Here is a 24,294-nt window from a genome sequence, read left to right as displayed (position 1 = left end):
CCAGGGAGGAAGACCAGACATGCCCAAGGATAATCCAAACGGCGGTGGCATCGGCGCCAGCCCCAAGCGGCGCGAGGACGTGCGGTTCCTGACAGGAGCCGGAAACTATACCGACGACATCAACGTGAACGGCCAGGCCTATGTGCATTTCCTGCGCGCGGATGTGGCCCATGCAACCATCGGCTCCATCGACACCAGCGCAGCCGAGGCGATGCCCGGCGTGGTGAAAATCTTCACCGGCGCCGATTTCACCGAGGTCGGCGGCATCCCCTGCGGCTGGGGCGTGACCGACCGCCACGGCAACCCGCAGCAGGAGCCGCGGCATCCGATCATCGCCGATGGCACAATCCGCCATGTGGGCGAGATTGTCGCCGCTGTGGTCGCCGACACGCTGGAACAGGCCCGTGATGCAGCCGAAGCCATCGAGCTGGATCTCAGCGACAAGCCCGCGGTGGTCGACATGGCGGCTGCGCTGGCGGAAGATGCCACCAAGGTGCATGAGGATCTGACCTCAAACCTCTGTTATGACTGGGTGTTCGGCAATCCCGACGACGACGCGGTGCAGGCGGCCTTTGACAGCGCCGCGCATGTCACAACGCTGGAATTGGTCAACAACCGGCTGGTCGCCAACCCGATGGAGCCGCGGGTGGCGATCGGTGACTACAGCCGCTCGACCGACGAATACACGCTGCACACCACCAGCCAGAACCCGCATGTGATCCGCCTCTTGATGTGCGCCTTCGTGCTGGGCCTGCCGGAACACAAGGTGCGGGTGATCGCGCCGGACGTGGGCGGCGGCTTCGGCTCCAAGATCTTCCACTATGCCGAGGAAGCCTTCTGCACCTTTGCCGCCAAGGCCTGCGGCCGGGCGGTGAAATGGACCTCGACCCGGGCGGAGGCCTTCATCTCCGACGCCCATGGTCGCGACCATGTGACCAAGATCGAGCTGGCGCTGGACAGCCACAACAATTTCACCGCGCTGCGCACCAATACGATGGCCAACATGGGCGCTTATCTGTCGACCTTCTCCACCTCGGTACCCAGCTACCTGCACGGCACCCTGATGGCGGGGAACTACAAGACGCCTGTGGTGCAGGTGAACGTCAAGACCGTGTTCACCAACACGGTGCCGGTCGATGCCTACCGCGGCGCCGGCCGGCCGGAGGCGACCTATCAGCTGGAACGCGTCATCGACAAGGCCGCGCGCGAGCTGGGCGCCGACCCGATTGCGCTGCGCCGCCAGAACTTCATCACCGAGTTTCCCTATGAAACCCCGGTGGCGCTGACCTATGACACCGGCGATTACGTGGCGACCATGGACAAGCTGGAGCAGGTCGCCGATGTGGCCGGCTTTGCCGCCCGCCGCGCGGAAAGCGAGAAGAACGGCAAGCTGCGCGGCTTTGGCATCAACTGTTATATCGAGGCCTGCGGGATTGCGCCCTCCAACATCGTCGGCATGCTGGGCGCGCGGGCGGGTCTTTATGACGCCGCCACGGTGCGGGTGAATGCCACCGGCTCCATCAGCGTCTTTGTCGGCGCCCATAGCCACGGGCAGGGGCATGAAACCTCCTTCCCGCAGGTCGTCGCAGACATGATCGGCATTGATGAGAGCATGGTCGATATCGTGCATGGCGACACCGGGCGGGTGCCGTTCGGGATGGGCACCTACGGCTCGCGCTCCATCGCGGTCTGCGGCTCGGCCATGGTGCGGGCGACCGAGAAGATCATCGCCAAGGCCAAGAAGATCGCCGCCCATCTGATGGAGGCCTCCGACGCCGACATCGAGCTGAAGGACGGCCAGTTCACCGTCGCGGGCACCGACAAGTCGGTGGCCTGGGGCGATGTCTGCCTGACGGCTTACGTCCCCCACAATTACCCGCTGGAGGAGCTGGAGCCGGGGCTGGAGGAGACCGCGTTCTACGACCCTGCCAACTTCACCTATCCGGCCGGCGCCTATGCCTGCGAGGTGGAGGTGGACCCCGACACCGGCAAGGTCAGCATCGAGCGGTTCTCGGCGGCGGATGACTTCGGCAATATCATCAACCCGATGATCGTCGACGGCCAGGTCCACGGCGGGCTGGGGCAGGGCATCGGCCAGGCGCTGCTGGAAAACGCCGCCTATGACGAAGACGGCCAGCTGCTGTCGGCCTCCTACATGGATTACGCCATGCCCAGGGCCGATGATGTGCCGTTCTACCAGGTGGATCATTCCTGCCAGACTCCCTGCACCCACAACCCCTTGGGGGTGAAGGGCTGCGGCGAGGCCGGCGCCATCGGCTCGCCGCCGGCGGTGGTTAACGCGGTGATCGACGCGCTGCAGTCGGGCGGCAAGAACGTCACCCATATCGACATGCCGCTGTCGCCCGCGCGGGTCTGGGCGGCGATGAACGGGTAAGGGTTCATGGGGGCGCTGCCCCCATACCCCCGGAGTGTTTTCGGAAAGATGAAAGCCGGTCCGCCGGTTTTCGGAAAGGATACGAAATGTATGAATTCGAGTTCGAGAAACCCTCGACCGTGGCGGAGGCGGTAGCCGCGCTGGCGGAGGAGGACGCGCAGGCGCTGGGCGGCGGGCAGACGCTGATCCCGACCCTGAAGCAGCGGCTGGCGATGCCGTCGAAACTGGTCTCCCTCACCGCCATTCCGCAGCTGAAGGAAATAGGCGACAATGACGGCGTGCTGACCATCGGCGGCGCCGTCACCCATGCCGCGGTGGCAGAGGCCGCGGCGGGCAGCTATCCGGCGCTGGCGGATCTGGCCAGCCATATCGGCGACCCGGCGGTCCGCAACCGCGGCACCATCGGCGGCTCGCTTGCCAACAACGACCCGGCGGCCTGTTATCCGGCGGCGGCGCTGGGCAGCGGCGCCACCATCGTCACCAACAGGCGCGAGATCACCGCCGATGAGTACTTCCGCGGCCTGTTCGAGACGGCGCTGGAGGAGGGCGAGATCATCACCGCGGTGCGTTTCCCGGTGCCGGAAAAAGCCAACTATCAGAAGTTCCTGCAGCCGGCCTCGCGCTTTGCGCTGGTCGGCGTCTTTGCGGCGAAATACGCCGCCGGGGTGCGGGTGGCCGTGACCGGCGCCTCGGAGGAGGGCGTGTTCCGCTGGCACGAGGCCGAGGCGGCGCTGGACGCCAGTTTCGCGCCGGATGCGCTGGACGGGCTCAGCGTCGATGCCGCCGGCATGATCGGCGATCTGCACGGGTCGAAAGAATACCGCGCCCACCTGGTGGCGGTGATGGCCAAGCGGGCGGTGGCCGCGGCGGGCTGATCAGCTGAGTTCAAGCAATTGCGCAGGCACCGGTCTCCGGTGCCTGTATTGCATCAATGCTTCAGATATCCGGACATTTCCTCCAGCAGGGTCTGGGTCTTGCCGGACAGTTCCCGGATCTCGGTGGCGATGACGGCAAACCCCTTGCCCATCTCGCCGATCCGCGCCGCCTCGATCGAGGCGTTGAAGGAAATGAACTTGATGTTCCTGCCGACCCCTTCGGCGTTGGCGATGGTGGCCCGCATCTGCGCGTCGCGTCCCTCTTCGCGCAGCTGCTGCGCCTCGCGCAAGCACTGCACCATGTCCTTGAGGAACCCCGACACTGCGGGCTCCAGCCGGTAGAGGCAGAGGGCGGCCAGATCCGGCACCGCCCGCACCTGCGCCAGCGCCGCGCCATCGGGGCCGGTCACGGCCTGATGCAGCGGTTCCAGCAGCTCCAGGCAGGCGTCGCGCCTGGCCGCCAGTTCAGCGGGCAGGGCGTAGCCGCAGTCCGCCAGCAGCCCGTGCAGCCCGCTGCTGAGCATATCGTGCGCTGCGCAAATGCGCTGCACCGACAGGGCCAGTACATCCTCTGCGCCTTCGTGCTCCGCATCCTCCGGCGCCTGCGCCAGCGCCAGCAGCGACAGGGCGGCGATGCGGCTGGGGCCGATGGCCATGAAGGCGGTGTTCTGAACGTCGGTCAAGCTGGTCATGCGTCTGCCTTCACTAGGGATGGCACAGGTATACCGGGCAGGCGTTAAGGCAGCGCTAACCGAAGCAAACAAAAAAAGCCCCGCAGGCGGCGGGGCCTGCGGGGCTGTACCATGCACCGGCTGTGCGCGGCTTATTTCTTGGCCAGCGGGCCGATCATCATGATCATCTGGCGGCCTTCCATCTTCGGCATGTTCTCGACCTTGCCGATTTCCTTGATGTCCTCGGCAACCCGCTCCAGCAGCTCTCTCCCGAGGTTCTGGTGCGCCATCTCGCGGCCGCGGAAGCGCAGGGTGACCTTCACCTTGTCGCCGTTTTCCAGGAACTTGACCACATTGCGCATTTTCACGTCGTAGTCATGGGTATCCGTGTTGGGACGGAACTTGACCTCTTTGACCTCGATGATCTTCTGCTTCTTGCGGGCTTCGCTCTCGCGCTTCTGCTGTTCGTACTTGAACTTGCCGAAGTCCATGATCTTGCACACGGGCGGGTTGGCGTTGGGCGAGATTTCTACCAGATCAAGTCCGGCCTCTGCCGCCATGTCCATGGCTTTGGCCGGGTGAACAACCCCGACGTTTTCGCCATCGGCGCCGATCAGGCGGATTTCGGAGGCACGGATTTTTTCGTTGACGCGCGGGCCGGTGTCGCGTTGCGGCGGCGCGTTATGAGGTCTGCGGGCTATGACTGCGATCCTTCTGTCATTGCAAAAAGTGCGGGAACGCTACTGCCCCCGCGCGTGTGATTCAAGCGTTATGGGCGGTATGGCGGCAGGAAAGCCGCTTTTCAAGGCCGCATGTTGCAAAAGGCCCGGAAAACAGGTGCGAAACCGGGCCGGGGGCCGGGTGAGGGGCGCGCCGCAACCGCCTGAAAAACCGCGATTGCGGCGGCGTTCCGCCAGTTTGGCGCGGATCGGCGGCGCCGCACCGCCCGTGACGCATATGTGCTAAACTTCCCCCTTGAGCTGTGCCTCCCGCAACGCCATCTGGCACGGCAGATGCCGCATCAGCTGCGGCCCCGGCCCAGGCGGGCCGGCAGGAGTGAGGAGAGAACTATGAGACAGTTGTTGATTGTGCTGGCACTGGGCGCCGCGGCAGTGGCCGCCTATGTGGTCGTGTCCGGCCAGGACGCGCAGGAACCGGCCCCGGCCGAAGCGCCCGCGGTGCAGGAAGAGCAGAGCAGCACCGAGCCGGTAACCTCGGAAGAGCCGGCAGCTGCGGCTGAAGAGGCGGCCCAGGACGCGGCTGAGGCGGTGGAAGAGGCCGTCGAGTCCGGCGCCGAGGCCGCAGGCAGTGCGGTTGAAGCGGCTCAGGACGCGGTGAACGAGGCCGCAGAGGCGGTGACGGAAACCGTGGGTGATGCACTCAACGGCGCCACCGAAGCGGCCGAAGGCACTGCCGACGCGGCGGCCGATGCCGCTGCCGGCGCGGCTGATGCCACGCAGGACGCCGCCAGCGAAGCGCTGGACAGCGCCACCACCACTGCCGAGGAGCTGCTGAACCAGAACGGCGTCACCGGCACCGGGTCCGGCGAAACCGGCGCGGCCGACGAAGCGGCAACCGGCAGCGACTGATACTGCCTGCCAGGGTGCTGAACATCAAAAAGGCGGCCGGGATGTCCCGGCCGCCTTTTTTGTCTGATGATGCCTGCCGTTGTCCGCCCCGGCCGGCAGCAGCACGTCAGTTCGGCCGCGCCTGGGCCTGCTGGGCGAGGCGCGCCATGTGGTCCAGCGGCGCCTGGGCGGCGGGCTGCGCGGCGGGCGTCTGCGGCACCAGGAAGGACAGGAAGCTTTCCCAGCCGCCGCTGGCGCCGCCCTGTTTGCGGGCGCGCTGGATCTGCAGCTGCGCCACCGCGATCAGGTCCAGAGTCTTGCCGCCGTCATACTCCTTGCCGGTGATCCCGGCCAGATGGCTGCGGAAGCGGTCGCCCATCGAATTCAAGAGCAGCATCGGCGCGGTCATCGGGTGGCCTGCCTGCACCAGCGCGTCGAACATCCGGTCGATGTCCTGCGGCGCCATGGCGCGCAGATCGAAACCGGCCTTGATGGCGGCAAGCTTTTCCGGGGTCGACGGCTGCACCTGGTCCGGGCGGTTCTGGAACCCGGTCAGCGCGGCGCGGACGCGGGCCTTGCCTGCCTCGGTTCTGACGGACTGAAAGACGGGCGCCTGCCCGGGGACCGGTTCGTTGTGCATCTGCTGCTGCTCCATTCTGGATCTCAGCAACCGGGATACCGATTCATCCCCAACAAATGATAAACGGGAGGCGGCAGCCTCCCGTCAAAACGGTGTCAAAAATGGGGCCGCGCGCAGGGGCGGCCCGGTGCCGGATCAGTCCAGGAACGCCTTTTCGACCACGAAGTGCGCCGGCTTGGAGTTGGCGCCTTCTTCCAGCCCGTAGGTGTTCTCGAACAGATCCTTGAGCTCCAGGTTGAAGGCCAGGTTGCCGCAGATCATCGCCCGGTCGCTTTCCGGGTTCAGCGGCGGCACGCCCAGATCCTCGAACGCCTCGCCGGAGCGCATCAGGTCGGTGATGCGGCCCATCTTGGGGCTCTCCTCGCGGGTGGTGGTCGGGTAGTACTTGATCTTCTTCCAGAAGCCTTCGCCGATCACTTCGTTCAGCAGTTCGTCGTCCTTCAGGCTCTCGATCAGCTCGCGGCCATAGGTCAGCTCACCGGCTTCGCGGCAGGTGTGGGTGATGATCACCTCGTCGTAGTCCTGATAGGTCTGCGGCTCGCGCAGCAGCGAGGCGAAGGGCGCAAAGCCGGTGCCGGTGGCAAAGAACCAGATCCGCTTGCCCGGCAGCAGCGCGTCATGCACCAGGGTGCCGACGGGCTTCGGGCGCAGGATGATCTCGTCGCCTTCCTTAATGTGCTGCAGCTTGGAGGTCAGCGGGCCGTCCTGCACCTTGATCGAGTAGAATTCCATTTCCTCGTCCCAGGACGGGGAGGCGATGGAATAGGCGCGCAGCAGCGGCTTCTGCTTGCCGGTCTTGGGGTCGGGGTCGCCCATCAGGCCGATCATCACGAACTCGCCGGAGCGGAACCGCAGCGACGCCGGGCGGGTGCAGCGGAAGGAGAACAGCCGGTCGGTCCAGTGTTTCACCTGGGTCACGGTCTGGGCGTCGGGCAGGGCCGGCACGGCCTTGGCCGGTTTCGGTTCGGTTGCGGTGTCGGTCACGGGTGTCATCTCATTCATCGGTTCCACTGCCGGAGGAGTAGCCGGCACCTCTGATTAGTCTTTGATACAGGTCAGGAAAACCCCCTGTTTTGCGAAACCGGCCCCGCGCAGGACGCAACGGAACCGGTCAGGCAAAGGATTTCCCCGGGTTCGGGGCTGGCTCAGCGGGCAGCGGTGCTGCCGCGCAGGCGGGCCTGATAGCTGTGGTCCTTCCAGTTGGCGCGGGCCAGCCACTGGTCCTCGGGCTGGCGGGCGGCGAGGTCGTCGCTCAGCTCCACCTCGTCAAAGCCGGAGCGGCGGGCCATGGCGTACTGGTCGGCAATCACATGGCCGAAGGCGCGCAGGCGGCCCTCAAAGCCCTTCAGCCGCAGCTGGCGGGCCAGGGTAAAGCCGCGGCCGTCGGCAAAGCTGGGGAATTGTACCCGCACCAGCTCCACGCCGTCCAGCGACACGTCGTTCAGATTGGCGTCCGAGGCCAGCTCCAGCACGTTGGCGCCGTCAAAGCCGCCGGTCCAGTCATCAGCGGCAAAGCCGGTGTCGGTCACGATAACAGTCATCTCACTCACGCTCCTGTGCGTACGAATTGGCCGTCCACCACGTGGATGCCGCATTCTTCCTTGTTTTCCCCGCGCCACCGGCCGGCGCGCGGGTCTTCGCCTTCCTTGACCGGGCTGGTGCAGGGCGCGCAGCCGATCGAGGGATAGCCCTTGGCCACCAGCGGATGGCGGGGCAGGCGGTTTTCATCCATATAGGCGCGCACGTCCTCGGGCGCCCAGTGGGCCAGCGGGTTGATCTTGAGCCGGCCGGTGCCGTCTTCGACTTCGAAGAACTCCAGCGCCGCGCGCGATCCCGACTGGAACCGTTTGCGGCCGGTGATCCAGCCGTCATAGTCCGCCAGCGCCTTTTGCAGCGGCACGGTCTTGCGCAGGGTGCAGCAGGCGTCCTTGTCGCTGAACTTCAAGGCCCCGTAGGGGTCCTTCTCGGCGATGTCGTCGGCGCGGATGATGCGCACATTGCGCAGGCCCAGCCGCTCGCTCACTTCCTGCTGATAAATCAGCGTCTCGGTGAACAGCAGTTCGGTGTCCACGAACACAACCGGCGTCATCGGGTCGATGATCGCGGCCATATGCAGGAGCACCACGGATTCCGCGCCGAAAGAGGAGACCAGGGCGATGTGCCCTGCGTCCCGCAATGCGCCCTCCATCACCGAGGTGGCCGAATGGTGGCGGAAGCGCGCGTTGAGCGCCTCCGCCTTGGCGGCCAGCTCCCGGTCCCGGAGAAGCTCGGCTTCCCCGGCGGGCTTGTTTCCGGCTGAATGGAACATCAGATCAAGCGACCTTTTTCTGAGCCTCGGGATACAGTGCTGCCTTGAACGGCTCCATGCCGATCCGGCGGTAGGTTTCGAGGAAGGTTTCCTCGGCGCTTTCACGCTGCGCCATGTAGACCTCGACGATGCGCTCCACGGCGGGAACAATCTCGTCATAGGCAAAGCCGGGGCCGGTGCGGGTGCCGATGGCAGCCGTCTCGGTGGCGTCGCCGCCCAGGGTGATCTGGTAGTTCTCGACGCCGGCGCGGTCCAGGCCCAGGATGCCGATATGGGCAACGTGGTGATGGCCGCAGGCGTTGATGCAGCCCGAGATCTTGATCTGCAGATGGCCGATGTCGTGCTCCATCTTCAGCTCGTCGAAGCGGGTAGCGATCTCCTGCGCGACCGGGATCGAGCGGGCGGTTGCCAGCGCGCAGTAGTCCATGCCCGGGCAGGCGATGATGTCGGAGATCAGGCCGATGTTGGCGGTGGCCAGGCCGTGCGCCTTCAGCGTGGCGTGGATCGCCGGCAGGTCGTTCTTGTGGACATGCGGCAGGATCACGTTCTGCTGGTGGCTGATGCGCAGCTCGCCATAGCCGTACTGCTCGGCCAGGTCGGCCATCACCCGCATCTGCTCAGCGGTCGCGTCGCCCGGGGTCTGGCCATGCGCCTTGATCGAGATGGTGGCGATGGCGTGGCCCTCGGCGCGGTGCGCGTGCAGGTTGGTGTCGGCCCAGGCGCGGAACACCGGGTCGTTTGCATAGGCCGCATCGAACGCATCGGTCGGGGCGGAGCGGAACTCCGGCGCCTGGAAATGCGTCTTGATCTCTTCCAGCAGTTGCTGGTCGGTGCCGTCGTACTGGCCGCGGATCGCCATGAAGGCTTCCTCGGTCATCGCGCGGTAGGTGTCGATGCCGTTCTCGGAAACGGTGATCTTGATGCGCGCCTTGTACTTGTTGTCGCGGCGGCCCAGCACGTTGTAGACGGTCAGAACCGCTTCCAGGTAGGGCAGCAGATCCGCCTGCGGCAGGAACTCACGCAGCACCTGGCCGATCATCGGGGTGCGGCCCAGGCCGCCGCCGACGATGACCTTGAAGCCGATTTTGCCGTCCTGCTCCACGACCTGCAGGCCCACGTCATGCGCCTTGATCACGGCGCGGTCGGCGCTGCTGCCGGTGATGGCGATCTTGAACTTGCGGCCCAGGAATTGGAATTCCGGGTGGTCGGTGGACCACTGGCGGATCAGCTCGGCATAGGGGCGCGGATCGGTCAGCTCATCCGCGGCGGCACCGGCGAAATGGTCGGCGGTGGTGTTGCGGATGGTGTTGCCGGAGGTCTGGATGGCGTGCAGCCCGACTTCACCCAGCGCGTCCAGCATATCCGGCAGGTCGCGCAGTTTGGGCCAGTTGTACTGGATGTTCTGGCGGGTGGTGAAATGGCCGTAGCCCTTGTCCCACTTCTCACCCAGCAGCGCCAGGGTGCGCATCTGGTTCGGGTTCAGGGTGCCATAGGGGATCGCGACCCGCAGCATGTAGGCGTGCAGCTGCAGGTAGACGCCGTTCATCAGGCGCAGCGGCTTGAACTCATCCTCGGTGAGGGAGCCGTCGATGCGGCGCTCGACCTGGGCGCGGAACTGGGCGTTGCGTTCGGCCAGGAAGGCTTCGTCAAACTCGTTGTACTTATACATTGGCTTGCGCCTCCTGCTTGCCATGGAAGTAGTTCGAGGGGCCGGTGCGGCGGAATTCCTCGCGGAAGTGGGTCGGCTCGGGGCCGTTCGGGCCTGCCTTGGCGTCGGCCAGATAGGCGCCGACGATGCGGATGTTCTGCTTCTCCGCCTCGATCAGGCGCAGCTGGGCTTCGGCCTCATCGGTGATCAGCTCGGCCTCGGACAGGTTCCGGGTCCAGGTGTTGTCAGCGGTGAAATAGATCACGTCGCCCTCGAGCAGGTCGTTGGCGGTGATGACTTTGGGCGTAAAGGCGCGGGCCATTATGCAAGCTCCGTTTTGAGATCGTTCAGGGCTGCCGCCGCCTGGCGCGGGGCAAGGCCCAGGAATGTGAGGGCAGGGCCGTCGAAACCAGCCGCATCCAGGTCGGCAGGCAGGCGGTCCAGCGTTGTTTCCAGCACCCGCTGTTCTGGGCGGGAGGCGTTTTCGATGATGGTCACCGGCGTTGCGCGGTCGGCGCCGTGCATGATCAGGCGGCCCTGCACGAAGCGGGCGGATTTCTTGCCCATGTAGACCGCGGCAACCTCGCTTGGGCGCGCCAGTGCGGCCCAGTCGTGATCGGCAAAGCCGGTCATCGCATGGCCGGTCAGGAACCGCACCGCGGTGTTGCGGCCGCGCTGGGTCAGGCTCTGGCCGATGGCGGCGGCGGCTGCGGAGGCGGCGGTGATGCCGGGGATGATGCTGTAGGCGATGCCGGCTTCCTCGCAGGCGGTCAGCTCCTCATCCAGGCGGGCAAAGATCGCCGGGTCGCCGCCCTTGAGGCGCAGCACTTTCCTGCCTTGCTTGGCCAGTTCCACCAGGCGGGCATTGATGTCCTCCTGGCTGACCTGGGCGCCAAAGCCTTCTTTGCCGGCGTCTTCCAGCACTGCCTGCGGGCCTGCCAGCGCCAGGATCTCTGCGCTGACCAGACGGTCGTGCAGGATCACATCGGCGGTCTGCAGGGCGCGCAGGGCTTTCAGGGTCAAGAGCTCTGCATCGCCGGGGCCGGAGCCCGCAAAACACACCTGGCCCGCAACCATACAGTCCATGCTGCCACGGACGTGAGTGGCGGCATTGGCAGCATGTGTCGATGGTGCGGACATTCCTGTACCCTCTGAGTGTGTTTGACTTGGGGTTAGATATAGGAAATATTCCCGGTATTGCGCTATATGGGTGCGGAAATAAGAACATTGGTTTTGCCGCGGCGGGACATCGGGCCGATTGGTCCTCACAAAAGGAGAAAACAGGAATGACGGTGCGGATCGACGGCACGGACCGGAAAATTCTGGCTGAACTGCAGCGCGACGCCAGCCAGTCGCTGGATGAAATAGCCCGCCGGGTGGGGTCTTCCAAGACCCCGGTGTGGAATCGAATCCGCAAGCTGAAGGAGGCGGGAGTGATCGGCCAGCAGACGGTGCTGCTGGACCCGGAGGCGCTGGGGTTCGAGGCTTGTTTCTTCGTTCTCATCCGCACCTCGGAGCATGAGGCGGAATGGCAGGCCAAGTTCCTGAAGGCGCTGCAGGAACGCCCCGAGGTGCAGGAGGCGCACCGGCTGGCGGGCGACATCGACTATATCCTGAAAGTGCGGGTGCAGAACGCGCGCGCCTATGACGTGTTCTACCAGGCGCTGATTTCCGAGGTGAAGGTGCACAACGTGACCGCGCTTTTGTCGATGGAAGAGATCAAGTCGACCACCATGCTGCCGCTGGGCAGCTAGAGGGCAGGGCGGGCGGCTTGCCGCCCCGGCTCTCACAGCGGCGGGCGCAGCAGCAGGTGGCGCCCGTCCTGCAGCCGCCAGGGGGATGTCTCGCCAGAGGCCGCCTCCGGCATCACGCCGATGTCGGCCAGCAGATGCGGAGATGTCTCCGTCAGCCGCTGCAGCTCGTTATACGGCACCTGTACCGCTTCCGGGTATGTCGCACCATAAGGCTCAGCTTTTCTCAGTCCTGTCAGACCTGCAATCCAGCCAAGCACGCTGCGGGCTGGCGAGCCGTGGTGCCGGGCATCCGCTTTCTCACAGTATGCAGTCATGAAATTTCCTCCGTTCTGGCCTCTGAGAGATAGGGGCGGAGGGGGCTTGCGCGCAAACCAGTTAAACTCCACCATGGATCAGGAAAACTGATCCATGGTGAAATGATGCGCCTGCCGCCCCTGAATTCCTTACGTGCCTTTGAGGCCGCTGCCCGCCACCAGGGCTTCATCGCCGCCGCGGAGGAGCTGTTCGTGACCCGCGGCGCCATCAGCCGCCAGGTGAAGATCCTGGAGGAGCACATCGGCGTGCTGCTGTTCCACCGCAATGCCCGCGGGGTGGTGCTGACGGAAGCGGGGCAGCGGCTTTATCCGGTGCTGACAGAGGCTTTTGCGAAGATGCTGCACGAGGTGGAGCGGATCGCGGCGGATGCGTCCGAACTGCGGGTGATCTGCCCGCCGACGCTGTCGCTGCGCTGGCTGCTGCCGCAGCTGGAGCAGTTCCGCGTTGCGCATCCGGGCATCAAGCTGCGGCTGACCACCGATTTCTACGGCAGCAAGGGTTTTGACGGGGCCGAATACGACCTGGGCATTTCCCTGCAGAACCGGCCCGGGCGGCCTCCGGATATCGAGGTTCTGCCGCTGTTCGAAATGATCCTGTCCCCGGCCTGTGCGCCCGCGCTGCTGCCGGCGCTGGCGGCGGGCCCGGCTGCGCTGGCGGGCCAGCGGCTGCTGCATGAAAGCCCGCGGCGCGAGGATTGGGCGACATGGGTGCAGCACTTCGGGGCGGACGGGGTGGACCCAGCCGGCGGGGAGGCTTTCCCGAACCTCGACATGGCAACCCGCGCCGCGGTGATGGGGGCGGGCGTGGTGATGGCGGATCTGGTCCTGTGCCGTGAGGAACTGGAGCGGGGCGATCTGGTGCTGCCGTTCCCGGATATGACCTGCGGCACTCCGGACGGCGCTTATGCGCTGATCGGCCAGCGGCAGAAGTGGCACGATCCCAAAGTGGCCGCGTTCCGGGACTGGCTGGTGAACGGCCCCTGCATGGCCGCTCTGCCGGAGCAGGTTTCCGGCGCGGGCATATAAGGGGGCGCTGCCCCCTCGGCGCCGGGGCGCCTCACCCCCGGAGTATTTCGCCAAAGGTGAAAAAAGAATAAGGGGGGCACCCCGGTGGCTAGTTGCAGGTGACCATCAGCCGGGTCAGGCCATGGAAGTGGTAGGTGTTTGAGTATTCGGGCTCCGCCGCCAGTTTCAAATCCGGGCAGCGCTCGAACAGGACCGGCAGGGCGATCTGCATCTCCAGCCGGGCCAGAGGCGCGCCAACGCAGAAATGCAGGCCGCCGCCGAAGCTCTTGTTCACCTTCGGCGGCCGGGCCGGGTCGAAATGGTGCGGATCGTCCAGCGCCTTGGGGTCGCGGTTGGCGGCGCCCAGCAGCAAGGCCACCTGATCGCCGCGCTGGAAAGTATGGCCGAAGACCTCAGCCTCCTCATAGGCGTAGCGGGTGAACATGTGCAAAGGCGGATCAAAGCGCAGGATTTCCTCCACCAGCCCCTCGATCCCCTCCGGTGCCAGCCACTCCGGCTGCCAGCCCTGCTGCAGCATCGTCTTCACACCGTTGCCCAGCGAATGCACGGTGGCCTCGTGGCCGGCGTTCAGAAGCAGGATGCAGGTGCCGATCAGCTCATCGGTGGAGAGCTTGTCGCCTTCCTCCTCCGCCGCGATCAGCCGGGTGATCAGGTCGTCGCGGGGATCGCTGCGGCGCTGTTCGATGTAGCCGCGCAGAAACTCCGTGAACTCTTGCGAGGCGTTTGCGGCGGCGTGCTCGGTCGCCTTGGTGCGCGCGGCCTGGTACATCGCCACCATCCTGTGCGACCAGCCCACGAGATTGGCGCCCATCTCTTCCGGCACCCCCAGCAGGCGGCAGATGGTGATCACCGGCACCTGGGTGCAATAAGCGTCCAGCAGATCGAAGGGCTGGTCCGGGAAGGCGTCGATCAGCTGGTGGCACAGATCCTTGATGCCGGGCTCCAGCGCCGCGATCTCGCGCGAGGTGAAGGCGCGCAGCACCAGCTTGCGCAGGCGGGTGTGGCGGGGCGGCTCTGCATCGAGCATCGAATGCGCCTCCACCGCCAGGAAGGGGGCGAGATGGGCGGGGCCGTCCGTGCGCAGCTCGTCCGGCACCTCGCGGCCGAAGCGGCGGTCGCGCAGCAGCATATGCACGGCGGCATGGCCGAAGGCAGCAACCATGCCGTAGTCCTGCCAGTGGTGCAGCTGCCCTTCGGCCTGCGCGGCGGCATAGAAGGGATAGGGGTCCTGCACAAAGGCGGGATCGGTGGGGGATTGGGATAAAGTCTTCATATACCGGTTGTTGCCGTTGCATCTGGTCAATGCAAGGGGCGCTTTGATAACGTGCCGCAATGAAAACACAGCACTTCCTTCGCTGGAGCCTGCCTGCCGGGTTCCTTTTGGCCGTGGCGGCATTGGCGCTTGCGGTCTGGTCTTATGGCTACCGCCAGGCGCTGGACAGCCTGGCAGAGCGCAGCGCGGCGGATCTGGCGCTGGCGTCGGACCGCGTCAGCACCCAGCTGCAGGTCTATCAGGAGCTGGCGGTGCTGACCGCAGAGCACCCGGTGCTGGCGGATCTTTCCACGCCCGCAGCACGGGACGGCGCGGCGGCGTTGCTGCGCGCGGTTGCTGACAAGACTGCGGCGCTGGATGTGTTCTTTGCCGCCGCGGACGGCCGGGTGCTGGCGGCCGCCGAAGGGGTGACCGGCGCCAGCGTGGCGCAGGAGGACTATTTCGTCCGGGCAACGCAGGGCGCATTGGGCACCGGCCACGGGGTGCTGCAGCCCGAGGAAAGACGTGCGTATTTCTATGCCGCGCCGGCCTTTGCCCCGGATGGCGGGGTGCGGGGCGCCCTGGTGGTGGTCGCCGACGTGGAGGATGTGGAGCAGACCTGGCGCGGCTCCTTGCCGGCGGTGTTCTTTACCGACGAGGGCGGCGAGGTGTTCATCGCCAACCGGTCGGAGCTGCTGTTCTGGCGGCGCGGCGCTGACGGGCAGAGCCCGCGCGTGACCGGCCGGGAGTATTATGCGAGGCACGAGATCTGGTCCCTGCAGGGCAGCCCCTATCTGCCCGCCCGGGCGCTGCATCTGACGGTCGGACTGCCGGTCATCGGCATGACCGGGGAAATCCTGGTGGATGTGGCGCCGGCCCGGCGGATCGCGCTGTTGCAGGCGGCGGCGCTGGCGGCGGTGTGCCTGGCCTTCGGCGCCATGCTGTTCATCGTGATGGAGCGGCGGCGCACCCTGGCGGAGGCCAACGCGGTGCTGGAAAGCCGGGTCGAGCAGCGCACCCGCGACCTGTCGGCGGCCAACACCCGGCTGCGCCGCGAGGTGCGCGAGCGGGAGGAGGCCGAGGCCGCCCTGAAGCGGGCGCAGCAGGAACTGGTGCAGGCGGGCAAACTGTCGGCGCTGGGCCAGATGTCGGCGGGCATCAGCCATGAGCTGAACCAGCCTTTGATGGCGATCCAGCAATATGCCGAGAACGGCGCCGCCTTCCTGCAGCGCGGCAAGGCGGAGCGCACCGGCGAGAACCTGGGCCGGATCGCCGATATGGCGGCCAGGATGGCGCGGATCATCAAGAACCTGCGCGCCTTTGCCCGCAATGAGAGCGAGCCGATGGGGCAGGTCGATCTGGTGCAGGTGATCGACGCCGCGGTGGAGCTGACGATGCCGCGGCTGAAAGCGGACCGCATCGACCTGCGCTGGAATGCGGCAGCCTGCGGCGGACCGGTCCATGCCTGGGGCGGCGAGGTGCGGCTGACGCAGGTTTTCGTGAACCTGATCAACAACGCGGCGGATGCGATGCAGGGGCAGGTGGAGAAGGTGATCTCGATCTCCATCGATACCGGCCCGCGGCTGCTGGTGCGGGTGCAGGACAGCGGCCCCGGCATCAGGGAGCCGGAGAAGATGTTCGATCCTTTCTATTCGACCAAGGCGGTGGGCAGTTCCGAGGGGATGGGGCTGGGGCTGTCGATCTCCTACGGGCTGGTGCAGAGCTTTGGCGGCAATATCCGCGGCGCCAACACCGGCGGCGGCGCGGTGTTCACGGTGGAGCTGGAGCCGTGGCGCGAGGATGACGAGAAGGGGGATGCCGCATGACCCGCAAGGTGCTCTTGGTGGATGACGACGCGGCGGTGCGGGAGGCGCTGGCGCAGACGCTGGAGCTGAACGACCTCGATGTGGTGGCCTGCGGGTCGTTTGTGGCGGCGAAGGATCACATCACCCCGGCCTTCGAGGGCATTATCGTCTCTGATATCCGGATGCCGGGGCGGGACGGGTTTCATCTGCTGGACTATGCCCGCGGCGCCGACGAGGAACTGCCGGTGGTGCTGCTGACCGGCGAGGGCGACATTCCGATGGCGGTAAAGGCGATGTCGCAGGGGGCGTTTGATTTCCTGGAAAAACCCTGCGCGCCCGCCGATTTCCTGCCGGTGCTGGAGCGCGCCTTGAAAACCCGGGCGCTGGTGCTGGAGAACCGGCGGTTGAAGCATCAGCTGGAAACCGGCGACCCGGCGGCGCGGCTGCTGTTCGGGACCTCGCCGCAGGCCAAGGAAATGCGCCTGCGGGTGCGGGCGGTGGCGCCGACAGGCGCAGAGGTGCTGGTCACCGGCGCGCCCGGCAGCGGTATTTCCAAGGTGGCAGAAGTCATCCATCTGATGTCGCCTGCCGCGCAGGGCCCGTTTGTGAAACGCCCCGCTGCCGGGCTGGCGGCAGAGGCGGTGGCGGAGCTGTGCCAGGAGGCGGCGGGCGGCTCGCTGTTTCTGGATGAGGTGCAGGCGCTGCCGGAAGCCGCTCAATACGCGCTGCTGGCGCAGCTGGAGCAGGGCGGCGGGGTGCGGATCATTGCGGGCTCCAGCGCCGATCTGGCGGAGCTGGCGCAGTCAGGCCGGTTCAGCGCCGATCTGTTTTACCGGCTGGACGTGATGCGGGTGCGGATCCCCTCGCTGGCGGAACGTCCCGGCGACATCCCGGTGCTGTTCCGCCATTACGTGGCGCAGGCGGCGGAGCAGGCGGGGATCGAGCCGCCGGAAATTTCCCAGGAGCATCTGGCAGCGCTGATGGCGCAGGACTGGCCGGGCAATGCGCGGTCATTGATGTCGGCGGCGATGCGGTTTGTGCTGGGGATGCCGGAGGAGGCGGCTGCTGCGGCAGGGCTGGGGCTGGCAGAGCAGATGGCGCAGGTGGAGCGCTCGCTGCTGATCGCGGCGCTGGGCCGTGCCAACGGGCGTGCGGCTGCGGCCGCGGAAGCCCTGAAGCTGCCGCGCAAGACGTTCTACGATAAATTGGCCCGCTATGGCATCCGGCCCGAGGATTACCGCCGCTGAGGACGCTGAGGCCGGGAGCCTTGCGGTTCGTTCTGTCCGGCGCTGAGGCCGGGGTCTTAAGGAGGCGGCGCCGCCGGATAGCCCCTGTGGGGCCATGGACGGAGGGAGGACGGGGGTCGCAAGCCCCCATGTCCGCTGAAGCCTTCGTTGCGGGACGCCCCTGCACCCAATGAAGAGGTGGCCTCGGGGGCCCTGTGGTCTCCTGGTGCTGCGGGTTGTCAGTCCGCACCGGTGTCGCGACGGGATTGAGTATCGCAAGCCCGGGTTAAGGAGCGGCAAGCGGTGCGTACGGCGGGTGCGCAACACCCCGGGCTTGTCTCTGTAGGGTGGGCGTTTCCGCCCACCGTTCGCGGTCACAGTTTGGCGTTGGCTGGTGGGCAGATTGCCCACCCTACGGGAGAGGGCCTCCCGAAACGATTCCCGTAATTCTGTCAGGCGCTAACATTTGTGCGGTTTTCCGCACAAAGCCCGGAAAGCCCTGTGCGGGATTTCGCACAGCTTGCGGCAGGTGTCGCTGAAGCGCTTTTCATGTGCCCCGTAAGCCCATGCAAAGACGTGGAGAATTCCGCGGAATGGTGATTCTCGAATCAATTGTTGAGCGGTTTTCCGCAACTTGGGATGCTCTTGCCAGGCCTCAGCCCTGCGCTGAGTGCACCATCGGATTTACAGACGATTTTTCTGGGAGGAGAAGACCATGAAATTCCTGACCACTACTGCCGCCGCACTGGCTCTGGCTGTGACCGCAGGCGCCGCAAGCGCGGCCTGCGACGACGGCGAGATCGTGGTGAAGTTCAGCCACGTCACCAACACCGACAAGCACCCCAAGGGGATTGCCGCCGCGCTGCTGGAAAAGCGTGTGAACGAGGAGATGAATGGCACCATGTGCCTGGAGGTCTATCCGAATTCCACGCTGTACAACGACAACAAGGTGCTGGAAGCGATGCTGCAGGGCGACGTGCAGCTGGCCGCGCCGTCCCTCTCGAAGTTCGAGAAGTTCACCAAGCAGTTCCGCCTGTTCGACCTGCCGTTCATGTTCAAGAGCATCGAGGCCGTGGATGCCTTCCAGGCCTCCGAGACCGGCCAGGAGATGCTGGACTCGATGCAGCGCCGCGGCCTGCAGGGGCTGGCCTACTGGCACAACGGCATGAAGCAGATGTCGGCGAACAAGCCGCTGGTGGCGCCGGAAGATGCCAACGGGCTGAAGTTCCGCGTGCAGTCCTCTGACGTGCTGGTGGCGCAGATGGAAGCGATTGGCGGCAGCCCGCAGAAAATGGCGTTCTCCGAGGTTTACGGCGCGCTGCAGCAGGGCGTTGTGGACGGGCAGGAGAACACCTGGTCCAACATCTACGGCAAGAAGTTCTTTGAGGTGCAGGACGGCATCACCGAGACCAACCACGGCGCGCTGGATTACCTGGTTGTGACCTCCGTTGACTGGCTGGACAGCCTGGATCCGGCAGTGCGCGACCAGTTCCTGACCATCCTCAACGAGGTGACTGCCACCCGCAACGCTGAGTCGACTAAGGTGAACGGCGAAGCACGCCAGGCGATCATCGACGCAGGCGGCGTGGTGCGCGAGCTGACCCCTGAGCAGCGCGCGGCCTGGGTCGAGGCGATGAAGCCGGTCTGGGAGAAATTCGCAGGCGACGTCGGCCAGGAGAAGATCGACGCGGCGCAAGCCATCAACGCGGGCCTGTAAGACAGGCCTGCCCGGGAGGCCCGCTTGAGGGGCCTCCTGACCGCGGGCGGCGCGGGGATCCGCCGCCTGCACCCCTTTCCGCAAAACTTGGGAGGCAGCCATGGCGGGGTCCAGAACCGGCCCGAGCGGGCTTATCAATTCACTCGAAGAAACCCTGATCGCGCTCCTTCTGGGGCTGATGAAGGCGATTACCTTCGCCAATGTGATCGCGCGCTTCGTGTTCAATTCCAACATTCTATGGGCGCTGGAACTGACCGTGTTCCTGTTTGCCTGGCTGGTGCTCTTGGGCGCGTCTTACGCGGTGAAGACCCATGCGCATCTGGGCGTCGATGCAATTGTCAACATGCTGTCGCCCGGCGCGCGCAAGGCGGTGGGCCTGTTTGCCGCCGGCTGCTGCATCGTGTTTTCGCTGCTCTTGCTGAAGGGCGCCTATGACTACTGGGCGGTCTTTGCCGACCTGCCGCCCACCTCGGGCCGCTGGTTCCCGACCGGGTTCGACATGAAGGCGCGCAGCCAGAGCTTTTATGAGGTGCAGGACGTGCCGATGGTGGCGGTGTTCAAGTTCCTGGAGGACCTGATCAACTACGGCGATGCTTACGAGAAGCTGCCGAAGGTGGTGCCGTATGTGGTGCTGCCGGTGTCGATGCTGCTCCTGGTGTTCCGCTTCATCCAGGCGGCGTTCCAGATAGCCCGCGGTGAGGCCGACCGGCTGGTCGCCAGCCACGAGGTCGAAGACGAAATTGCAGAAGTGCAGGCGCAGCGCGGGGAGCATGACTGATGGAAGTGGTAATCCTCTTTGCGATGGTGATCGGCCTGTTGCTGATCGGGGTGCCGATTGCGGTGTCGCTGGGCCTCAGCTCGACCATCTTTCTGCTGATCTACTCCGACAGCTCGCTGGCCTCTGTCGCAGGCACGCTGTTTGAAGCCTTCGAGGGGCATTTCACCCTGCTGGCGATCCCGTTCTTCATCCTGGCCTCCAGTTTCATGACGACCGGCGGCGTGGCGCGGCGGATCATCCGCTTCTCCATCGCCTGTGTCGGCCATTTGCCGGGCGGTCTGGCGATTGCGGGTGTCTTTGCCTGTATGCTGTTTGCCGCGCTGTCCGGGTCGTCGCCTGCAACCGTGGTGGCGATTGGTTCCATCGTGATCGCAGGCATGCGGCAGGTGGGCTACACCAAGGAGTTCGCAGCCGGTGTGATCTGTAACGCAGGCACCCTGGGCATTCTGATCCCGCCGTCGATTGTGATGGTGGTCTATGCGGCGGCTGTGGAAGTCTCTGTCGGGCGGATGTTCCTGGCGGGTGTCATTCCGGGCCTGCTGGCCGGTCTGTTCCTGATGGTCACCATTTATGTGATGGCCAAGGTCAAGAACCTGCCCAAGGGCGAGTGGAAGGGCTGGGGCGAGATCATCACCTCTGGCCGTGAAGCCGGCTGGGGGCTGTTCCTGATCGTGATCATCCTGGGCGGCATCTATGGCGGCATCTTCACTCCGACCGAAGCGGCGGCGGTGGCGGCGGTCTATGCCTTCCTGATCGCGAGCTTCGTCTACAAGGACATGGGGCCGCTGTCGAACGGCGAGGGCGAGGCCAAGACGCCGCTGATCAAGAAGCCTTATGCGCTGGTCACGGCCTTCTTCCACAGCGATACCAAGCACACGCTGTTCGAGGCGGGCAAGCTGACCGTGACGCTGCTGTTCGTGATCGCCAACGCGCTGATCCTGAAGCATGTGCTGACCGATGAGCAGGTGCCGCAGCATATCGCCAATGCGATGCTGTCGGCGGGTTTCGGGCCGGTGATGTTCCTGATTGTCGTCAACGTGATCCTGCTGATCGGCGGCCAGTTCATGGAGCCCTCGGGCCTGCTGGTCATCGTGGCGCCCTTGGTGTTCCCGATTGCCATCGAGCTGGGCATAGACCCGATCCACCTGGGCATCATCATGGTGGTGAACATGGAGATCGGCATGATCACCCCGCCGGTGGGCCTGAACCTGTTCGTGACCTCGGGTGTTGCGGGGATGCCGATGATGGGGGTGGTGCGCGCGGCGCTGCCGTTCCTGGCGGTGCTGTTCGTGTTCCTGATCCTGATCACCTATGTGCCCTGGCTGTCCACCGTGCTGCCAAACGCGGTGATGGGGCCGGAGATCATAACGAAGTAGCTTTGAGCGAAAAGAAAACGCCCCGGGAAACCGGGGCATTTTTCGTTTCAGGGCAGTGGCGCTGCCCCGCAGGTTTGATTGTCAGAGGGGCGCTGCCCCTCTTGGCCCTTGGCCAATTCACCCCGGAGTATTTAGGCAAAGAAGAAAACTGATTGGCTTCATCTTTCCGGAAAATACTCAAATCCGAATCCCGCGCCGCAGCGCGCCGGTCAGCTGGTTTCCAGCGCGGCGATGATCGGGGAGAAATCCGCGGCCTTGAGGCTGGCGCCACCCACAAGCGCGCCGTCGACGTTGGAGACGGCGAAGATTTCCGCGGCGTTGGACGGCTTGACCGAGCCGCCGTAGAGCAGGCGGATGCTGTCCGCGGTCTCAGCGCCGAAACGGCTGGTGAGCTCGGCGCGCAGGAAATCGTGGACCTCGGCGATCTGCTCCAGTGTCGGCACCTTGCCGGTGCCAATGGCCCAGACCGGCTCATAGGCGATCACGGTATTTTCGCCCGTGGCATAGGCCGGGACGGAGCCGGCAAGCTGGGTGCCTGCAACCTTGAGGGTGTCGCCGGCTTCGCGTTCCGCCAGGGTTTCGCCGATGCAGATCACGGCGGTGAGGCCTTCTGCGATGGCGGCTTCGGCCTTGGCGCAGACCTGGGCGTCGGTTTCGCCGTGGTCGGCGCGGCGTTCGGAGTGGCCGAGGATCACGGCAGAGGCGCCTGCGTCCTTGAGCATGGCGGCCGACAGATCGCCGGTGTGGGCGCCGGAGGCGTTTGCGTGGCAGTCCTGGCCGCCGATGGCGACGGCGCTGCCCCGGGCGGTGTCCGCGGCGCGCGACAGCAGGGTGGCGGGCGGGCAGATCAGGATATCGGCGGCGGGGGCGCGGTGGCTTTCAGCCAGGGCCGCCAGTTCAGCGAGGTTTTCGCCGGTGCCGTTCATCTTCCAATTGCCTGCTGCCAGTTTCCGCCGCATGGGGAGTGCCTCCGAATGTCCTGTTTGGGCGTGACTGGTAGCACCGGCGGCGGGGCGGCGCAATTCGCTTGCGCGCCGGTCAGAAATGCAAAAGGGCGGGAAAAGCCCCGCCCGGTGTTATCTTCGCTGAAGCCCCCGCTTAGGTGCCGGGCGCTTCCTTGAAGGAAATCGACTCGCCGCAGCCGCAGGCCTCGGCGACGTTGGGGTTGTTGAACTTGAAGCCGCTTTCCAGGAGCGTCACCTCATAGTCGATCTCAGTCCCGAACAGGAACATCTGCGCCATCGGCGCGATCAGGATGCGGGCGCCGTCCTGTTCCACCACCTCGTCATTGGGGTCGGCCTGGTCGACGTATTCCATGGTGTATTCCATGCCCGCGCAGCCGCCCTTCTTGACGCCGATGCGCAGGCCGGCGCGGCCGTCCTTTTCCATCAGCCTGGCGATCTGGGCCGCAGCCTTGGGCGTCATGGTCACCGCCTGTTTGCCGGGAATGCCGAACATGTATGTCTCCTTGCGCTTCCCCTGTTATCTAGGATGGGTGCGGGGGCGGCTCAACCCCGGATGCGACGGGGAAGCATAAGATATAACCGATATGCAGAATTAAAAGAGGCCGCCTCCTGGGCAGGGAGGCGGCCGGTGATGGGGTCCGTCATAGGGGGGACGGTGGTCAGAGCCCCATGCAGTTCGCGTAATAGGTGGTGGTGGCGGGCCAGTCGGAGAACACGCCCTGAACCCCCACATCCTGGGCCAACACATCCAGGAGCTGGTAATACATGCTGTCGTCCGTGGTGAGGTCCGCAACCGACTGGAAGTACCAGCCGCCGCCGGAAGCCAGCGGGCCGGAGCGTTCCAGGGTCCAGGTAATCAGCTTGAGGCCGGCTGCCTTGGCGGCCTTGGCGTAGGCGGAGGGGACGATCCTGCCGTTTTCAGAGGTGACCAGCATCCACATCGGCGGCGCGATGTAGTTGACGCCTTTGGCGTGCAGCGCGGCAAAGTCATGCGGGAAGGTGTCCGGGTTATTGTGGTCGAAGCCTTCGAGGTCGTAGCTGGCATCGAGGAACACTGCCTGCTTGCCGAATTCCGGTTCGTTTTCAATCCAGTAGAGCACGTCGTCCAGGTTGAAGCTTTGCGCCCAGACGTCCGAGGCGGGGATGCCGGCGGCCTTGTATTCGTCGATCAGCTTTTGCGCGTAATCAGCTTGGGAGAAGCCGTTGAAGGGCATCTCCACTGCAGGGGACTTCAGCTCCGGTGTGAATTTGGCGCCAAGGGATTTGAACAGCTCGATCGATTCCGAGTGGGTCATGCTGATCGCGTCGCTGGCAAACAGGGTGGAGCGCCAGTCCGCGGTGCCGCCCTGATAGGCCGCGGCGGTCAGGGCCGTCTTGTTGGCGCTGTCCATCTTGGGCTGCAGGGTGCGGAACTCAGCCAGGGTGATTTCAGAGGTGCGGCATTCGGCGTTGGCGGGCGTCTCTCCGTCCGCCGGGGTGAACGGGGTGACGCAGGTGTCTGCCAGATGTGAGGTCAGGATGTTGGTGGTGGTGTGCAGGTCGTTCTGGGCGTGGCGGCAGACCAGCTCCAGATCCTTGGTGAAGGTGACGTCGCATTCCAGGATGCCTGCGCCCATCTGGGCGGCGGCGATGTTGGATTCGACGGTGTGCTCCGGGAACATCAGCGGCGCGCCGCGGTGGCCGATGGAGAAATCCGTGCGCTGCGGCGTCTGGCCCAGGCAGGACTGCAGCTTCTCCTTCAGCGCGCCCTCGGGCAGCTTGGAGATCAGATAAGCGGGGCGGGGGCCGTAGCTGAGGCCCGCATCCGCCGCAGCCGGGGGATTGCCGGCAAAGGCGGCGGTGGACACAAGCAGGGCAGCTGCCGCGGGCAGAGCAAGGCGCATTGGAAAATTCTCCGGTTGGTCAAAATTTGCGCCGAGATAACCGCGCGAATGTAACAGCCGGATTGCGCCCGTATGACGGGCGCATCAAATTCC

24 protein-coding genes are annotated in these 24,294 nt (G+C 65.4%); 10 read left to right on the top strand and 14 right to left on the bottom strand.

From position 1 onward, the window contains the following. Positions 1–19: 19 nt before the first annotated feature. On the top strand, positions 20–2,395 hold the full coding sequence (locus AC58NV_RS17075) for a xanthine dehydrogenase family protein molybdopterin-binding subunit (RefSeq protein WP_497228191.1): 2,376 nt from the start codon (positions 20–22) through the stop codon (positions 2,393–2,395). 86 nt (positions 2,396–2,481) lie between these two features. After that, positions 2,482–3,270, top strand: coding sequence for an FAD binding domain-containing protein (locus AC58NV_RS17070; RefSeq protein WP_497228190.1), 789 nt, complete (start codon positions 2,482–2,484; stop codon positions 3,268–3,270). A 53-nt stretch (positions 3,271–3,323) separates the two neighbouring features. On the opposite strand, the gene AC58NV_RS17065 is transcribed toward AC58NV_RS17070, so the two are convergent. Both AC58NV_RS17065 and infC read right to left on the bottom strand, forming a co-directional pair. Further along, positions 3,324–3,962: a methyl-accepting chemotaxis protein gene (locus AC58NV_RS17065; RefSeq protein ID WP_497228189.1), complete on the bottom strand. Its 639-nt coding sequence runs from the start codon at positions 3,960–3,962 to the stop codon at positions 3,324–3,326. Positions 3,963–4,093: 131 nt separating this feature from the next. Further along, entirely contained in the window at positions 4,094–4,555 is a 462-nt protein-coding gene (infC, locus tag AC58NV_RS17060) for a translation initiation factor IF-3 (RefSeq protein WP_497228401.1), read from the bottom strand. A 456-nt stretch (positions 4,556–5,011) separates the two neighbouring features. Here infC and AC58NV_RS17055 point away from each other — a divergent pair, with 456 nt between their 5' ends. Further along, positions 5,012–5,530 (top strand): hypothetical protein, encoded by a 519-nt coding sequence (locus AC58NV_RS17055; protein WP_366659843.1) that lies wholly within the window; start codon positions 5,012–5,014, stop codon positions 5,528–5,530. A gap of 106 nt (positions 5,531–5,636) precedes the next feature. Here the strand turns inward: AC58NV_RS17055 and AC58NV_RS17050 are convergent, their stop codons facing one another. The 7 genes from AC58NV_RS17050 to cobA all read right to left on the bottom strand — a co-directional run bounded on the left by AC58NV_RS17050 (position 5,637) and on the right by cobA (position 11,182). Beyond that, positions 5,637–6,164, bottom strand: coding sequence for a hypothetical protein (locus tag AC58NV_RS17050; RefSeq protein ID WP_497228188.1), 528 nt, complete (start codon positions 6,162–6,164; stop codon positions 5,637–5,639). 120 nt (positions 6,165–6,284) lie between these two features. Continuing rightward, complete coding sequence (locus AC58NV_RS17045) at positions 6,285–7,151, bottom strand: ferredoxin--NADP reductase (protein WP_497228187.1); 867 nt, start codon at positions 7,149–7,151, stop codon at positions 6,285–6,287. Between the two features lie 143 nt (positions 7,152–7,294). Further along, positions 7,295–7,690, bottom strand: a complete 396-nt coding sequence (locus AC58NV_RS17040; protein ID WP_366659838.1) for a DUF934 domain-containing protein — start codon at positions 7,688–7,690, stop codon at positions 7,295–7,297. A gap of 5 nt (positions 7,691–7,695) precedes the next feature. After that, positions 7,696–8,457, bottom strand: a complete 762-nt coding sequence (locus AC58NV_RS17035) for a phosphoadenylyl-sulfate reductase (RefSeq protein WP_366659837.1) — start codon at positions 8,455–8,457, stop codon at positions 7,696–7,698. 4 nt (positions 8,458–8,461) lie between these two features. Next, positions 8,462–10,126 carry a nitrite/sulfite reductase gene (locus tag AC58NV_RS17030; protein WP_497228186.1) on the bottom strand — a complete coding sequence of 555 codons (1,665 nt, stop codon included), beginning with the start codon at positions 10,124–10,126 and terminating at the stop codon, positions 8,462–8,464. Further along, complete coding sequence (locus AC58NV_RS17025) at positions 10,119–10,427, bottom strand: DUF2849 domain-containing protein (protein WP_366659834.1); 309 nt, start codon at positions 10,425–10,427, stop codon at positions 10,119–10,121. Before AC58NV_RS17025 ends, AC58NV_RS17030 begins: the two co-directional genes overlap by 8 nt. Further along, entirely contained in the window at positions 10,427–11,182 is a 756-nt protein-coding gene (gene cobA / locus AC58NV_RS17020) for a uroporphyrinogen-III C-methyltransferase (RefSeq protein WP_497228400.1), read from the bottom strand. Before cobA ends, AC58NV_RS17025 begins: the two co-directional genes overlap by 1 nt. Before the next feature lie 209 nt (positions 11,183–11,391). On the opposite strand from cobA, the gene AC58NV_RS17015 reads away from it, so the two are divergent. Then, a complete protein-coding gene (locus tag AC58NV_RS17015; RefSeq protein WP_174144948.1) occupies positions 11,392–11,859 on the top strand; it encodes an Lrp/AsnC family transcriptional regulator in 468 nt (155 codons plus the stop codon). A 32-nt stretch (positions 11,860–11,891) separates the two neighbouring features. Here the strand turns inward: AC58NV_RS17015 and AC58NV_RS17010 are convergent, their stop codons facing one another. Continuing rightward, on the bottom strand, positions 11,892–12,173 hold the full coding sequence (locus tag AC58NV_RS17010; RefSeq protein ID WP_497228185.1) for a hypothetical protein: 282 nt from the start codon (positions 12,171–12,173) through the stop codon (positions 11,892–11,894). 105 nt (positions 12,174–12,278) lie between these two features. On the opposite strand from AC58NV_RS17010, the gene AC58NV_RS17005 reads away from it, so the two are divergent. After that, positions 12,279–13,199 (top strand): LysR substrate-binding domain-containing protein, encoded by a 921-nt coding sequence (locus tag AC58NV_RS17005; RefSeq protein WP_497228184.1) that lies wholly within the window; start codon positions 12,279–12,281, stop codon positions 13,197–13,199. 88 nt (positions 13,200–13,287) lie between these two features. Here AC58NV_RS17005 and AC58NV_RS17000 read toward each other — a convergent pair whose 3' ends face one another. Beyond that, the gene (locus tag AC58NV_RS17000) at positions 13,288–14,472 is read right to left on the bottom strand and encodes a cytochrome P450 (RefSeq protein ID WP_497228183.1); all 1,185 of its coding nucleotides are present in this window, start codon (positions 14,470–14,472) and stop codon (positions 13,288–13,290) included. 59 nt (positions 14,473–14,531) lie between these two features. On the opposite strand from AC58NV_RS17000, the gene AC58NV_RS16995 reads away from it, so the two are divergent. The 5 genes from AC58NV_RS16995 to AC58NV_RS16975 all read left to right on the top strand — a co-directional run bounded on the left by AC58NV_RS16995 (position 14,532) and on the right by AC58NV_RS16975 (position 21,353). Further along, positions 14,532–16,277, top strand: coding sequence for a sensor histidine kinase (locus tag AC58NV_RS16995; protein WP_497228182.1), 1,746 nt, complete (start codon positions 14,532–14,534; stop codon positions 16,275–16,277). After that, positions 16,274–17,503 carry a sigma-54-dependent transcriptional regulator gene (locus tag AC58NV_RS16990; protein ID WP_497228181.1) on the top strand — a complete coding sequence of 410 codons (1,230 nt, stop codon included), beginning with the start codon at positions 16,274–16,276 and terminating at the stop codon, positions 17,501–17,503. Before AC58NV_RS16995 ends, AC58NV_RS16990 begins: the two co-directional genes overlap by 4 nt. 694 nt (positions 17,504–18,197) lie before the next feature. Further along, on the top strand, positions 18,198–19,199 hold the full coding sequence (locus AC58NV_RS16985) for a DctP family TRAP transporter solute-binding subunit (RefSeq protein ID WP_497228180.1): 1,002 nt from the start codon (positions 18,198–18,200) through the stop codon (positions 19,197–19,199). Between the two features lie 100 nt (positions 19,200–19,299). Then, positions 19,300–19,977 (top strand): TRAP transporter small permease, encoded by a 678-nt coding sequence (locus AC58NV_RS16980; RefSeq protein ID WP_497228179.1) that lies wholly within the window; start codon positions 19,300–19,302, stop codon positions 19,975–19,977. Further along, entirely contained in the window at positions 19,977–21,353 is a 1,377-nt protein-coding gene (locus AC58NV_RS16975) for a TRAP transporter large permease (RefSeq protein WP_497228178.1), read from the top strand. Before AC58NV_RS16980 ends, AC58NV_RS16975 begins: the two co-directional genes overlap by 1 nt. Positions 21,354–21,562: 209 nt before the next feature. Here the strand turns inward: AC58NV_RS16975 and tpiA are convergent, their stop codons facing one another. The 3 genes from tpiA to AC58NV_RS16960 all read right to left on the bottom strand — a co-directional run bounded on the left by tpiA (position 21,563) and on the right by AC58NV_RS16960 (position 24,201). Then, positions 21,563–22,312 carry a triose-phosphate isomerase gene (tpiA, locus tag AC58NV_RS16970; protein ID WP_497228177.1) on the bottom strand — a complete coding sequence of 250 codons (750 nt, stop codon included), beginning with the start codon at positions 22,310–22,312 and terminating at the stop codon, positions 21,563–21,565. A gap of 139 nt (positions 22,313–22,451) precedes the next feature. After that, positions 22,452–22,811, bottom strand: a complete 360-nt coding sequence (locus tag AC58NV_RS16965) for a HesB/IscA family protein (RefSeq protein WP_174144938.1) — start codon at positions 22,809–22,811, stop codon at positions 22,452–22,454. Between the two features lie 166 nt (positions 22,812–22,977). Then, positions 22,978–24,201 (bottom strand): glycerophosphodiester phosphodiesterase family protein, encoded by a 1,224-nt coding sequence (locus AC58NV_RS16960; protein WP_497228176.1) that lies wholly within the window; start codon positions 24,199–24,201, stop codon positions 22,978–22,980. Positions 24,202–24,294 lie beyond the last annotated feature (93 nt).

Source organism: Leisingera sp. ANG49, assembly GCF_059694505.1.
Note: the sequence above shows the minus strand (reverse complement) of the source record. Positions and strands in the feature narration are given on the sequence as shown.